The organism is Shewanella sp. WXL01, assembly GCF_012263345.1.
Classification (GTDB): Bacteria; Pseudomonadota; Gammaproteobacteria; order Enterobacterales; family Shewanellaceae; genus Shewanella; species Shewanella maritima.
The window spans coordinates 149,564-163,222 of record NZ_JAAIKQ010000001.1; the positions used below are offsets into that span (position 1 = coordinate 149,564).

Below are 13,659 nucleotides of genomic sequence, written 5' to 3' on the forward strand. Positions count from 1 at the left end.
GGGTGTCATTGCTAAAGTGAGCTGATTTTTCATCGTTTAGATTTCACCGATACAGGCCTGATCCATGTTCAAAAAGTTGCGCGGCATTTTTTCTAATGACCTATCTATCGATTTAGGTACGGCAAACACTCTTATTTATGTTCGAGAAGAAGGTATCGTACTAAACGAGCCATCGGTGGTGGCAATTCGTGGTGAGCGCAGCGGCAGTGGTCAAAAGTCTGTTGCAGCGGTAGGTGCTGACGCGAAGCAAATGTTAGGTCGTACACCGGGCAACATTCAGGCAATTCGCCCAATGAAAGACGGCGTAATTGCTGACTTCTACGTTACCGAGAAGATGCTGCAGCACTTTATCAAGCAAGTGCACAACAATGGCTTCTTCCGCCCAAGCCCACGCGTGTTGGTTTGTGTGCCAGTTGGTGCAACACAAGTTGAGCGCCGCGCGATCCGTGAATCAGCAATGGGTGCAGGCGCACGTGAAGTTTACCTAATTGAAGAGCCAATGGCAGCGGCGATTGGTGCAGGCCTACCCGTTTCTGAAGCAACTGGTTCTATGGTTGTCGACATCGGTGGTGGTACAACTGAAGTTGCGATTATCTCGCTTAACGGCGTGGTTTACTCATCTTCAGTGCGTATTGGTGGTGACAAGTTTAACGATGCCATCATCAACTATGTACGTCGTAACTACGGCAGCTTAATTGGTGAAGCCACTGCTGAGCGCATTAAGCACACCATTGGTACAGCTTACCCAGGCGATGAAGTGCTAGAAATTGAAGTACGTGGTCGTAACCTAGCTGAAGGTGTACCAAGAAGCTTCACCCTAAACAGCAACGAAATTCTTGAAGCACTGCAAGAGCCATTATCAGGCATTGTCAGTGCTGTGATGGTAGCGCTTGAGAAGTCGCCACCAGAACTAGCATCAGATATCTCTGAGCGCGGCATGGTATTAACTGGCGGTGGTGCGTTATTGCGTGATCTTGACCGCTTGTTAATGCAAGAAACTGGCATTCCTGTGATGGTGGCGGAAGAGCCATTAACCTGTGTTGCTCGCGGTGGTGGTAAAGCGTTAGAAATGATCGACATGCACGGCGGTGATTTATTCTCTGAGGAGAGCTAATCTCCTGATATAATTCTAACAAAATGGGGCGTTTAGCCCCCTTTTTGTTCATACAAAGCAAAGGTTTTAAGCCTTTGGAGCTGATTTTTGCCGAGGTTTGGCAAATCCTAATATGAAACCAATTTTTGTACGCGGCATTTCGATACAGTTTCGTCTCACACTGGCAGTCATCCTGTCGGTGGTGTTGATGCTTTCAAATAACAAGCTAGAACCTTATCGCCAATCGCTTTCTACTCTGCTTAGCCCTATTCAATACTTAGCCAATCTTCCAGGTGTGTTGCTTGACCGCAGCGCCGAAGCCTTTGCCACTCGCGATATGTTATCGCTGCAAAATAAAGAGCTAATGCGTCAGCAATTAATGATGTCAGAACGTTTGCAGCGTTTTGAGCATTTACGCCAAGAGAACGACCGCTTGCGTGCCTTGCTAGGCTCACCTTTGCATATGGACTCACGCAAGGTAGTTGCAGAGGTCATGGAAGTTGCGAGCGAGCCATTTCGCCAATATGTGGTGCTCAATCAGGGTAAGAGTCATGGCGTGTTTGTCGGTCAACCAGTGGTTGATGCGCAAGGGGTAGTTGGTCAGGTCACTGAGGTGAGTGAATTTACTAGCCGAGTGCTGCTAGTGTCAGACGCCACTCACGGTATTCCAGTGCGGGTAACACGTAATGATGTGCGCGCTATTGCTAATGGTACTGGCGATATCGACGAGATTGAGCTGCGCCATGTGGCTAAAAGTACCGACATTGTCGCAGGTGATTTACTCGTAACATCAGGGCTTGGGCAAAGATTCCCTGAGGGATACCCAGTTGCTCGGGTGTTATCAGTCAAACGTGATGATGGACAAAACTACGCCGTGATTAATGCGCAGCCGTTGGCGGCGCTCGACCGAATTCGCTACGTATTGTTAATTTGGCCTGATGAAGAGGCCACTGAAGACGTAGCAGATAACCTGATCGAAACCAGTGTTGAAGAACAAAATAATCAAGCAAGTGAGGAGCCCCAATGAGCGCGCATATAGCTAGCGGCCGTTGGGTCGTGTGGGCGACCTTTTTCGTTGGTGCCATGTTCCAAGTCATGCCATTACCAGAGTTAGCGGAAGTGTGGCGTCCCGATTGGTTAGTGTTAGTGATGATCTACTGGGCGATGGCGTTGCCTCATCGTTATAGCGTATTAACCGCCTTTACCCTGGGATTGTTTTTGGACGTACTGTTAGGTGCAACCCTTGGAGTTAGGGCGCTGGCGCTCTCTTTGGTGGTGTATATCGTGGTACTGCATTCCATGCGTTTTCGTAACTTTCCGCGTTGGCAGCAATCGCTGATGGTGGCGTCACTGATCTTCTTGTACCACTTTGTCATTTTCTGGGCGCAATATGCCATCGTTGGTGACAGCGAGTTTGTCATTGATTTGTTTTTGCCAAGCATTTCTTGTGTCGCGGTGTGGTGGTGGCTTTTTTGGGTGTTGCGAAACTTACGCCGCTCATACGGGGTCAAATAATACCAATTAGGATAAATAAGTGATCAGAGGTTACGCAGGGAAAATTGCTTAGAGCAAGGCAGAAATTGCAGCTAGCTAGTTGTTCTACCTACAAAATTTCTAACGAAGTTATAAGCGATTTTAACCAGTAAGAATGACCACATGCTTGTGCTAATTGGTATAACTACAGTGGCAATGTGTTAGCACAACTCTGTGGCAACAAATTTAGCTTAATAGCGCCAAACCATTATAGATAGGAAACAACATCATCATGACATGGGTTTTAGCATCAACATCACCGCGCCGTAAAGAGCTACTTACCCAGGCGGGGTTTAGCTTTCCTGGCTTTAGTTTTGAGTTGGTGGCGCCAGATATTGATGAGACTCAAGCCGATGGCGAGATGCCGTTAGATTTTGTTGCGCGCTTGGCGATTGAGAAAGCGCAAACAGGTTTAACACTTGCTAAAAAGTTTACTCATCCAAGGGTACTTGGCTCAGATACGATTGTAGTGATAGACGGCAAGGTGCTCGGTAAGCCGCAAGATAAAGCCGACGCCATGCAAATGCTAATGCAGTTATCGGGTCGCACTCATCAGGTGATGACCGCAGTCGCGCTAACTGATGGTTCGCAAACGCTTAGCCGCACCTGCGTGACCGAGGTGACTTTCTGTGAGCTAACACAAGCTGAAATTACAGCCTATATAGATACAGGCGAGCCGATGGATAAAGCCGGCAGTTATGGCATTCAAGCCATTGGTGGCTGCTTTGTTGAGCGTATCAACGGTAGCTATTCTGCCGTGGTGGGCTTGCCGTTAGTGGAAACGCGCGAGCTGTTAAAACTAATTTAAAGGCTGGCGCAGCGAATTGCAGTTAGCACGTTAAAACGAACAATAATTAAATTGCGTGCGACCAACCCAATATTGGTGGTTTATGAATAATAAAGTACAAGGTAAAAAAGGCTCAGAGCTACTAATCAACGTGACGCCAACCGAGGCGCGTGTGGCGTTAGTTGAGCATGGTGTGCTGCAAGAAGTGCACATAGAGCGCCGCATGAAGCGCGGCCTTGTAGGTAACATTTACAAGGGTAAAGTCAGCCGTGTGTTACCGGGCATGCAAGCCGCGTTTGTTGACATTGGGTTAGAGAAAGCTGCTTTTTTGCATGCATCAGATATTGTGCCGCACACTGAATGCGTCGCCGATGGTGAGCGCAATAACTTTGTGGTGCGCGACATCGCAACCTTGGTACGTCAAGGGCAAGACATTATGGTGCAAGTGGTTAAAGACCCGCTTGGTACCAAAGGTGCGAGGCTGACTACTGATATCACACTGCCTTCGCGTTATTTAGTCTTTATGCCAGGCTCTAGCCATGTTGGTGTATCTCAACGCATTGAGCTTGAAGAAGAGCGCGCACGCCTAAAAGAAATCACTATGCCGTTTGTGGATAACGACGGTGGCTTTATTATTCGCACCGCAGCTGAAAACGTCAGTGAGCCAGAACTGGCTCAAGATGCTGCTTTCTTGCGCCGTGTGTGGGCTAAAGTCAGTGAGCGCCGCAAGCGTAAAGGCGCGACTTTGCTGTATCAAGACTTAGCCTTGCAAGTGCGTATTATCCGCGACTTTGTCGGTGAAGAGCTTGATCATATTCAAGTGGACTCGCGCCGCACATTCGACGAGCTACAGCAATTTGCCCAGGAGTTTATGCCAGAAATTGCCGGCAAGCTTGAGCACTATGAAGGCCCAGCGCCTATCTTTGAGCTTTACGATGTTGAAAATGAAATTCAACGCGCATTAGGTCGTAAAGTCGAGCTCAAATCAGGTGGTTATTTGATTATTGATCAAACCGAAGCCATGACCACTGTCGATATCAATACAGGCGCGTTTGTTGGCCATCGTAACCTAGAAGAAACCATTTTTAATACCAACCTAGAAGCAACGCAAGCTATCGCTCGTCAGCTAAGGCTGCGTAATTTGGGCGGCATTATCATTATCGACTTTATTGATATGCAAAACCCAGCGCACAAAGAACGAGTGCTGAGCAGCTTAACCAGCGCACTTGAGCAAGACAGAGTGAAAACCAGTGTCAGTGGTTTCTCCGGTCTTGGTCTGGTTGAAATGACCCGCAAACGTACTCGCGAAAGCTTAGAGCATGTGGTTTGCGCCGAGTGCCCTGCTTGTAAAGGTACAGGCAGCATGAAGACGGTAGAAACCGTATCTTATGAGATTTTCCGTGAGATCATTCGCCTTAATCGTGCTTATCAGGCTGATGAGTTCTTATTGTACTGTGCACCTGCGGTTTATATGAGCCTCAGTGGTGATGAAAGCCATTTGCTTGCCGAGCTAGAGGTGTATATCGGTAAGCGCATTCGCCTGCAAAGTGAAGCCATGTATGCTCAAGATAAATACGACGTGGTAATGGTATAGTGTCAAATAGTCGTTTAGGTACCGTTAACCGCATCTGTTGGCGCTTTATTGCTGTCGCATTGGTGCTGTTTGCGTTGTTAGTCAGTCTAATTCGTGGCTTACTGCCGCAGCTGACTGAAGTGCGCAACGAGATCGTGACCTACCTGTACGAACAATATCAGCTCGAAGTACAACTTGGCGAAATATCCGCTAAGTGGCAAGCCTATGGCCCAGCGCTATCTGTGCATAATTTGGTGCTACCGCAGCAAGACAATCTCCCCATGACTATTGTCGCTAAAGACGTGCACTTTAAGCTGGACTTTTGGGACTCATTGATGACTGCATCACCGCAAATTGAGACGGTGAACTTTGATGGTCTACAAGTGGCACTAAACCTTGATGAGTTAAAGCAATTATCCAGTAACTCCAAAACCAGCAGTGATTTAGACTGGTTATATGCCTTGCTATTAGAGCAGTTAGATCACTTCTCGCTCACTGAAGCTAGCTTGCAGCTGTACAGTAGTCAGCATCAGTTTAGACCGATTTTTATTGATAATCTGCAATGGTTAAACTCACCCAATAGCCACCGTGGTCAAGGCGTCATCCACGTTGATGAGAACGCATCTGAAAACGAGCTATTGTCAATTAGCGTTGATTTAACCGGTAATGGCTATCAGCCCGATACCGTTGCGGGAGAGTTGTATGTGGCAGCTAGCTCGCTTGATTTAGGTGAATGGGCGTCGCGCCGTGAAGACCCATTACTTGACCTTAAACATATTGAATTCGAAGGTGTGATTAACCTTGAAGCCTGGGTCGGCTTTGGTGAGCGTAAAATTCAAGATGCCTTGTTAACCTTTAAGCCAAGCTGGCTAAAATGGGGCACAGAGACTGAGCCTCACAGGCTAGATATTCAATCTGGATCTATAACCTGGCAACCGCAGGAAAACGGTTGGCGTCTTGACAGTCATCAGCTTAACTTTGTGACCAATGACGAACCATGGCAGCCACTACATTTAGCCGTTAACTACCAGCAAGGCGAGCTGTTTGCCAATATCAACGAGATATCAGTGGAGCATTTTACTCCACTGCTGCCACTTATTCCTGGCATTTGGCAGCAAGAGGTGGAGACCTGGCACTATGTTAATCCACAGGGCACCATAGGGCCGATTCAGCTATACAAACCGCAAAATGATGGATTAAGAGCGGCGGTTAAAATCAATGATATTAGTTGGTCAGCACATCAAAAAATTCCTGGACTAGAGCCCATTGATTTAAGCCTTAATTGGGCGGCAAACAAGCTGAGCTTTACTTTGCCGGAACAGAACTACGCCATCGATTTTTCAAATAACTTCCGTCAAGCGCTTAACTTTGATGGCAAGTTACTACGTGGCCAGTTTGATGCTGACAATATGCGATTGAACGTGCCAGCCCTTGAACTTGCTAACCCAGATATCAGTATTCAAGCCGGCGTTGTATTGGACCTTGCCGAGCGCACTCATATGGCGCTTGCGGCTAACGTGCAAATAACTGATGTTGCCATGGCAAGTAAGTATTTTCCGTTGCAAGCTATGGATGACAGTCTGGTTGAATATCTTGAATCTGGCCTAATCGCGGGGCAAATTCCTGATGCCACCGTCGTGTGGAACGGCTATTTTGACCAGTTCCCTTATGACGATAAAGCTGGTGTATTTCAGGCTGCCTTTACCCTCGATGATGCCATTTATAAGTTCCAACCCGACTGGCCAGCAGTGACAGAGTTAAACCTGAGCGCCTTGTTTGAAAATGCAGGTATGCACCTGAAAGTAAACAAAGGCTTACTCGGTGAAGTGCCCGCCGATGGCGCGATTGTTGATATTGAACGCTTTAATCTTACGTCGGTATTAACCGTTGATGCGGATTTAAGTGCAGATGCGCAGGCTGCAACCGCGGTTATCCAGCAGTCACCACTGGCAGACTCAGTCGGTGAAACGTTAGCAGTGATTCAAATTCACGATAATATTCGCACCCAGCTTGATTTGATGATCCCGCTATATGCTGGAGCTTCTCCTGTTAGTAAAGGAGTGGTGACCTTTGAAGATAACCCTGTTTATATCGCTCAACCTGGGATGCAGTTAGAGCGGGTTACTGGGCAAATCAGTTTTGTCGATGAAGCGGTGCAAGGCCAAGAAGTGGTTGCACAGCTTTATAATCAGCCTTTGCAGTTTAGCTTTAGCACCGAAAAGCAAAACCGCAACATGGCGCTAAATGTCGACCTGCAAGGACGCTGGGATTTACAAACTCTGCCTGATGAGTTTACTAACCCTTTGTCTGAGTTCTACCAAGGTAGCCTTGAATGGGACGGCAATGTGCTGATGATATTTGTCCCTCAGGGCTACACTTTACAAGTACAAGTGGCGTCAGACTTAATTGGCACTGAATTTAATGCACCAGCGCCATTTGCTAAAGATGCGCAAACACCAAAGGTTCTTGAAGCGCAGTTGGTTGGCGACAATGTCAACACCACCCTAAGTGTCAATCTGGCGAATCAAGCTGAGTTTTGGGGCGAGTTCACTACAGAAAGTGGTGATGACTTAGCTCATTATGACATCATGCTAGGTAGACGTTTTAAGCTGGGTGACCAACTTTTAAAACGAGATGGTCATATCAATATCGACTTGCCACAAGCTGAGTTAACACAGTGGTTGCCGATTATCACCAGTTTTGCCAGTCAACAAGCTGAGGTGGCAATTGAATCTGAGTTTACCCGTGAAGATGATGGTATTGATGAGCCACAAGCGCTTGAGATTGCCGCAGCCAAACAGGTAGTAAACCAGCTTAACCAAGGCACACAAGCAATTGCAGAGCAAAATCTAGCTTTAGGTGATGATGGGCATGTGAGTCGTGACAGTATTCAATTGCCACAACGAGCTGGAGATAGCGTTCAAGTCAAAAAACCACCTGTTGTTAGCGAGGCTCGCTCGCTTGCCAATACAAATAACAATCCGCTTGGGCCTAAAAAGCCACGCTCTTTATTTCCGCCGCTTAAGCAAATTGATGCCAGTATCGATACGCTGGATGTGATGGGGCAGAACTTTGATCAATTGACCTTAGTCGCAAGACCGCAAGATCAGATTTGGCGCTTTGATATTCAAGCTGAGCAATTTGTTGGCAGTATCGACTTCTTCCCGCAGTGGCGAGAGCAAGGGCTGAAAATTGTTGCCCAAAAACTTCATTTAAACCCAGAAATGCGTGACTCCGCTAATGCCGAGTTTACCGCTAAAGAAATGCTTGAGTCGGTGCCAACGCTCGCGGTTGATGTCGATGACTTCCGTTTATTCGATATTCCTATGGGGCATCTTGTGCTGCAAGGCAATCCTAATGAGCAGGGTTATCGTTTCCAAACACTGAGCCTAACTCAACCTGTGGTCACCTTGACCGCTAATGGCCAATGGCAGCAAGTTGATGGTAAGGACGTCACCGGTTTTGATGTGCAACTGAAAGCAACCAAGTTTGATGAGTTATCAAATATCCTTGGGATCAATTTGGGGATTCAAGATGCGCCGCTCGATATTCTCGCCAGCCTTAGTTGGAACGATGTGCCATACCGCTTTAACCTGGCTGGGTTGAATGGTCATTTGAAGTTTGACTTAGGAAAGGGACATTTGTCTGAGCTAAGCGACAAAGGTGCGCGTTTATTCTCTCTGTTTAGCCTCGACTCAATTTTACGTAAGTTGTCGCTCGACTTTTCTGATGTGTTCGGCCAAGGGCTATATTTCAATAGCTTTGCCGGTAACCTTGATATTGACGATGGCGTGGTGAAAACCACAGACACCGAAATGGACGGCATTGCCGGTGCGATGAAGGTGCGCGGCTTTACCGACTTAACGACTCGAAGCTTAAACTATGATATTCGCTTCTCGCCGCAGCTGGCATCAAGCGTGCCGACAGTGGTGTTATTAAGTACCAGTGCCTGGACTTTAGGTGTGGGCGCATTTGCCTTAACTAAGGTGCTTGAGCCCGTGATTGAGGTGATTTCAGAAATTCGCTTTAGGCTAACGGGTGATATGGAAAACCCAGTGCTTGAAGAGCTAGAGCGTAAGAGTAAAGAAATCGAAATTCCAGAGTCTATCCTACGTGACAGCAAACAAACTGGCGCCGAGGCTGCGGTAAGCTCTGGTGATGCGATAAACATAGATGACGCGATAACAAAGGGCGGCGACCAGGCTAATGCTGCTGGCGATGTAACAACGACAGAGCCATTAACTGAAACTGCGACAATTGAAGAGCAGCAAGGTATGCAGCAAAACCCTAGTGCAGAGACAGCTGAACTTGATACACCAGAGCTAAAACCAGCGCCAGATCCAAATCCTCAAAAGGCTGAGCTAGAAAAAGTGGCGCCTGAGAAAGCCGCACCTGAAAAAGCTGTACTTGAAAAAGTCGAGCAACAAGATGGGTCTCAGCCTGGCAATCAAGCAGACGGCTTTATTCAAGAAAGCACTAATCAAGCCGAGCAAGGCGAAGGGCAGAATCAAGTAAGCTTGATGCTAATTCACCGACAAGGAGCGAGTCATGCAATGGAACTTACTGCAATGTCAGAGCAGCAAAGATGTTCAAGCCAACCTCAGCTTTATCGAATCGCAGCTTAAGCAGTTACCCAGAGAGTCAGATGAACCGCAACTTGTGGTGTTGCCCGAGTGCAGCTTATTGTTTGGTGGGCATGAAAGTGAACAGCTAAAGTATGCGGGTAGCCGAGATGATAATCCGCTAGCGGATGCACTTAGCAAGCTTGCTAAGCAATATCAGGTTTACTTGATAGCTGGCACCATTCCTTACAAGGCCGAACCATCCCAGAATACAGATACTGCCGACAATGCTAAAAGCAAAGTCTATAGCCGTTGCTATGCTTTTGATGACAAAGGCCAAACCCTAGGGCATTACGACAAAATCCACCTGTTTGATGTTGAAGTTGCCGATGGCACCCGTAGCTATCGCGAAAGTGATACCTTTGCCGCTGGCGAGCGTATCACAGTTATTGATACGCCTTTTGGCAAGATTGGCCTGGCGATTTGTTATGACCTACGCTTTGCTGACTTGTTTCGCGCATTAAGACTGCAAGGCGCTGACATCATAGTGCTGCCGTCAGCCTTTACCAAGGTTACAGGGCAAGCACACTGGCAGATATTACTGCAAGCCAGAGCCATTGAAACCCAGTGCTATTTACTGGGTGCGAATCAATGGGGCACTCACAATCAAGGTAGCCGCGAGACTTATGGTCACAGCATGATTGTTGACCCGTGGGGAAACGTGGTAGCAGTCAAACCAGAGCAGACCGGTTGGCTGCAAGCTCGCATCGATATGAGCGAGATGAAGAAAATTCGCCAGAACATGCCTGTTTTAGGGCATAATCGATTTATTGAACCTAAATTAACACCTTAATCTATTGCGCCGAGCGATTTAATTCGATGATAGCTGCGCCGCAATAGCTGAAGTAAAGAGAACAAACCATGCCTTTTCTAAACCAAGTGGAACAAAGCTTATTTCAAGACGGTTTAACCCTAGACGGTCTGCAAGGTTATTTAAGCCAAATCCACCAACATAATGTCGACTTTTCAGATCTGTATTTTCAAGGAAGTCGCCATGAGTCTTGGGTGTTAGAAGACGGCATTGTTAAAGAAGGTAGCTTCCACATCGAGCGCGGTGTGGGCGTACGTGCCATCACAGGTGAAAAAACCGGATTTGCCTATGCTGACGAAATTACCCCGCAAGCGCTTGAAGCGGCAGCATTAGCGGCGCGAGGCATTGCTAGCCGTGGTGAGTCGCAGAAAGTGCAAGCCTTTGCTAAGCAAAAGGTAAATGCACTTTACGATAGCGCTGACCCAATTGCAGCTATGGATGAAGCGAAAAAGATTGATTTGTTAAAGCAAGCCGATGCCTATATTCGCAGTCTTGATGAGCGCATTATTCAGGTAGTGGTGAGTTTATCTGGCGTGCATGAAGAAATTTTAGTCGCTGCCAGTGACGGCACGCTAGCTGCCGATGTCCGCCCTTTGGTGCGCTTTAACTGCAGCGTGATTTTAGAAGATCAAGGTAAGCGTGAACGTGGCGGCGCGGGTGGCGGTGGACGTCACGACTTTAGCGCGTTTATGGCTAGCGATGAAAACGGCCTGCCACAGTGTTTTGAGTTTGCCCGCGAAGCAGTGCGTCAAGCCCAAGTGAACATTCACGCGGTTGATGCGCCTGCAGGCGAAATGACCGTGGTACTAGGTAGCGGTTGGCCGGGCGTGCTGCTGCATGAAGCTGTAGGCCATGGTTTAGAGGGTGACTTTAACCGTAAAGGCAGTAGCGCTTTTAGTGGCAAGGTCGGGCAGCAAGTTGCCTCTGAATTGGTGACTGTGATTGACGATGGCACCATGGAAAATCGCCGTGGCTCGCTATCAATCGATGATGAAGGTGTTGCTACCCAAAAGACCACCTTGATTGAAAACGGTATTTTAAAAGGCTACATGCAAGACAAGCTCAATGCTCGTTTAATGGGTCAAGCGCCTACAGGCAACGGTCGCCGCGAGTCATACGCTCACTTACCTATGCCGCGCATGACCAACACTTATATGACAGCGGGTGAAAGCGACCCACAGGATATTATTAAGTCTGTCGATAACGGTATTTATGCGCCAAACTTTGGTGGTGGGCAGGTCGATATTACCTCGGGTAAATTTGTATTCTCAGCATCTGAGGCTTACTTAATTGAAAAGGGCGAAATTACTCAAGCAATTAAAGGCGCAACCTTAATCGGTAATGGCCCAGAGTCTATGAGTCAGATCTCTATGGTGGGTAATGACTTAGCACTGGATAAAGGTGTTGGCGTATGTGGTAAAGACGGGCAAAGCGTACCCGTTGGCGTCGGTCAACCAACATTAAAACTAGATCGTTTAACTGTAGGTGGTACTGCATAGACTGAGTGGGTAGATTTGATTGCCCTGGCTACTGATCTGCCTAAATAAACGCGCGTTTGATTGCAGTTTTACATTTTGATGCTAGAAAAACTTTTACCAGACACTAAACTGTAGGTTAGTGCATTTGCTCTAATTTAGCCTTGGCTCTGATATATTTTTTGCTGAGGCGATTTAGCTATGCGCTAAATCGCTCCTTGGCAATCGGTTAATGAAGAGGCGTTAATGGCATTTTCTCGCTCGGTATCAATTCAATCTCGGTTAGCGCGGCTTTCTATGGCTATTGGCTCGCTAACACTAACGGCGCTAGCTGTTACGTCTCCCTGGCAGTCGTTGCAGGCACAATCTCTTACGCCTAGCACAGCAAATCATATATCAGCCGAGGCAGTAGACTCTCAAAGTGCAAGCTTGTCTTTTACCCAGGCTTGGCAGCAACTGCAGCAGGTAAGTGACAAACTTAAGGCCGATCAGCAGCAGGTTAATCGAGCGAAAGCCCAAGCTGAGGCCAGTAAATCCTTAAGTTACCCATCGCTAGATATCAGTGGTAGTTACACTCATCTTGAAAAGCCAATTGAGTTAGATTTGCGGGATCTTAATCCCATCGCTTCACTTGACCCAGGTGCGCTGCCACCTGCGATAGGCAACATCATTGGCGCAATTCCCGGCTCATTGTTTGTTACGCCATTTACTGAGCAAGATATTTTTCGCGCTAGCCTGCAAGCCATGTGGCCGATATACACTGGCGGCAAGATAACCGCAGCCCAAGGCATTAAAGCGGCGCAGGTGTCAGAGCAACAGCAGCAGTTTGTGCTAACCCAGCGCGACCTATTTATGCAATTGGTCGATCGCTATTTTGCCGTGGCGGTAACCCAAGCTGCGCTGCAAACCCAAAGCGAATTTGTCACTTCATTAGAAGAACACGCCGAGCACGCCAAACAATTAGAGCTGCAAGGGCAAATTGCCCGTGTTGAGCTACTCAATGCTCAGGTCGCGTTAGACGATGCAAGGGTGAAAATGCGTCACGCCCAGCGCCAGAATGAAATGGCCAATATTGCTTTATCGCGCATGTTGCAGCTATCTAGTGTTGCGCCGTCATCACAGTTATTTGTGTTGCCAAACCAGCCATCATTGTCGCAGGTCAGTAGCCTAACTCAGGCAAGTCACCCAGCGCTTAAGTTGTTGCAAGCCAAAGAGCAGCAAGCCAATCAATTGGTCGATTTAGAGAAAGGTTCATACCATCCAACTGTGTTCCTTTATGGTAACTACACCTTGTATGAAGACGACAGTTTGTTTTCAAAGGTCGAGCCAGACTGGCTTGTGGGCGTAGGTGTCAAAGTACCGCTATTGAGTCGTGACGGTCACAGTGGCAAGGTGCAAGCCGCAAAAAGCGCCCAGCTACAAGCAAGGCATATGAAAGCGCAAACCCAGCAGGATTTGAGTTTGCTGGTGGATCAAACCTACCGCCAACTATTGCAAGCTGATGAAGAGATTAACGCGCTAAATACCACTAAAGCACTGGCGAAAGAAAATCTGCGCCTGCGAGAGCTAGCGTTCAATCAAGGCTTATCGACCTCGGTTGAGCGAGTGGATGCTGAGAGCAAACTTCATGGCGTACAAACCCAGCAGTTAGCTGCGCAATATCGCTACATTCAGGCTTATGCCAAGTTAATGGTACTTAGTGGGCAACTTGATGAGTTCATCGCCCGAGTTGAATACCAAAACCAATCTGCAAAATAAGGAACTC

General features: G+C 47.6%; 9 protein-coding genes. All 9 read left to right on the forward strand.

What is annotated here, in order from left to right; all coding sequences use genetic code 11:
* The first annotated feature begins 64 nt into the window (after nt 1–64).
* On the forward strand, nt 65–1,114 hold the full coding sequence (locus G3R49_RS00640; protein ID WP_130599243.1) for a rod shape-determining protein: 1,050 nt from the start codon (nt 65–67) through the stop codon (nt 1,112–1,114).
* Nucleotides 1,115–1,226: 112 nt separating this feature from the next.
* The gene (mreC, locus tag G3R49_RS00645) at nt 1,227–2,120 is read left to right on the forward strand and encodes a rod shape-determining protein MreC (RefSeq protein WP_167868315.1); all 894 of its coding nucleotides are present in this window, start codon (nt 1,227–1,229) and stop codon (nt 2,118–2,120) included.
* The gene (gene mreD / locus G3R49_RS00650) at nt 2,117–2,608 is read left to right on the forward strand and encodes a rod shape-determining protein MreD (protein WP_130599239.1); all 492 of its coding nucleotides are present in this window, start codon (nt 2,117–2,119) and stop codon (nt 2,606–2,608) included. Before mreC ends, mreD begins: the two co-directional genes overlap by 4 nt.
* 250 nt (nt 2,609–2,858) lie before the next feature.
* A complete protein-coding gene (locus G3R49_RS00655) occupies nt 2,859–3,434 on the forward strand; it encodes a nucleoside triphosphate pyrophosphatase (protein WP_210147073.1) in 576 nt (191 codons plus the stop codon).
* Nucleotides 3,435–3,516: 82 nt separating this feature from the next.
* Entirely contained in the window at nt 3,517–5,007 is a 1,491-nt protein-coding gene (rng, locus tag G3R49_RS00660; protein ID WP_130599235.1) for a ribonuclease G, read from the forward strand.
* Nucleotides 5,007–9,611: a YhdP family protein gene (locus tag G3R49_RS20275; protein ID WP_167868316.1), complete on the forward strand. Its 4,605-nt coding sequence runs from the start codon at nt 5,007–5,009 to the stop codon at nt 9,609–9,611. Before rng ends, G3R49_RS20275 begins: the two co-directional genes overlap by 1 nt.
* Nucleotides 9,535–10,401: a carbon-nitrogen hydrolase family protein gene (locus tag G3R49_RS00670; protein ID WP_167868317.1), complete on the forward strand. Its 867-nt coding sequence runs from the start codon at nt 9,535–9,537 to the stop codon at nt 10,399–10,401. The genes G3R49_RS20275 and G3R49_RS00670 overlap by 77 nt, the downstream gene beginning before the upstream one ends.
* A 68-nt stretch (nt 10,402–10,469) precedes the next feature.
* A complete protein-coding gene (tldD, locus tag G3R49_RS00675) occupies nt 10,470–11,918 on the forward strand; it encodes a metalloprotease TldD (RefSeq protein ID WP_167868318.1) in 1,449 nt (482 codons plus the stop codon).
* Nucleotides 11,919–12,140: 222 nt separating this feature from the next.
* Nucleotides 12,141–13,652: a TolC family protein gene (locus tag G3R49_RS00680; protein ID WP_245335212.1), complete on the forward strand. Its 1,512-nt coding sequence runs from the start codon at nt 12,141–12,143 to the stop codon at nt 13,650–13,652.
* The last annotated feature ends 7 nt before the right edge of the window (nt 13,653–13,659 follow it).

What these genes read in the sequence shown, in the direction of transcription:
- G3R49_RS00655 (WP_210147073.1), top strand. Translation starts at nt 2,859, where the DNA reads ATGACATGGGTTTTAGCATCAACATCACCGCGCCGTAAAGAGCTACTT.
- mreD (WP_130599239.1), top strand. Translation starts at nt 2,117, where the DNA reads ATGAGCGCGCATATAGCTAGCGGCCGTTGGGTCGTGTGGGCGACCTTT.
- tldD (WP_167868318.1), top strand. Translation starts at nt 10,470, where the DNA reads ATGCCTTTTCTAAACCAAGTGGAACAAAGCTTATTTCAAGACGGTTTA.
- G3R49_RS00640 (WP_130599243.1), top strand. Translation starts at nt 65, where the DNA reads ATGTTCAAAAAGTTGCGCGGCATTTTTTCTAATGACCTATCTATCGAT.
- rng (WP_130599235.1), top strand. Translation starts at nt 3,517, where the DNA reads ATGAATAATAAAGTACAAGGTAAAAAAGGCTCAGAGCTACTAATCAAC.
- G3R49_RS00680 (WP_245335212.1), top strand. Translation starts at nt 12,141, where the DNA reads ATGGCATTTTCTCGCTCGGTATCAATTCAATCTCGGTTAGCGCGGCTT.
- mreC (WP_167868315.1), top strand. Translation starts at nt 1,227, where the DNA reads ATGAAACCAATTTTTGTACGCGGCATTTCGATACAGTTTCGTCTCACA.
- G3R49_RS00670 (WP_167868317.1), top strand. Translation starts at nt 9,535, where the DNA reads ATGCAATGGAACTTACTGCAATGTCAGAGCAGCAAAGATGTTCAAGCC.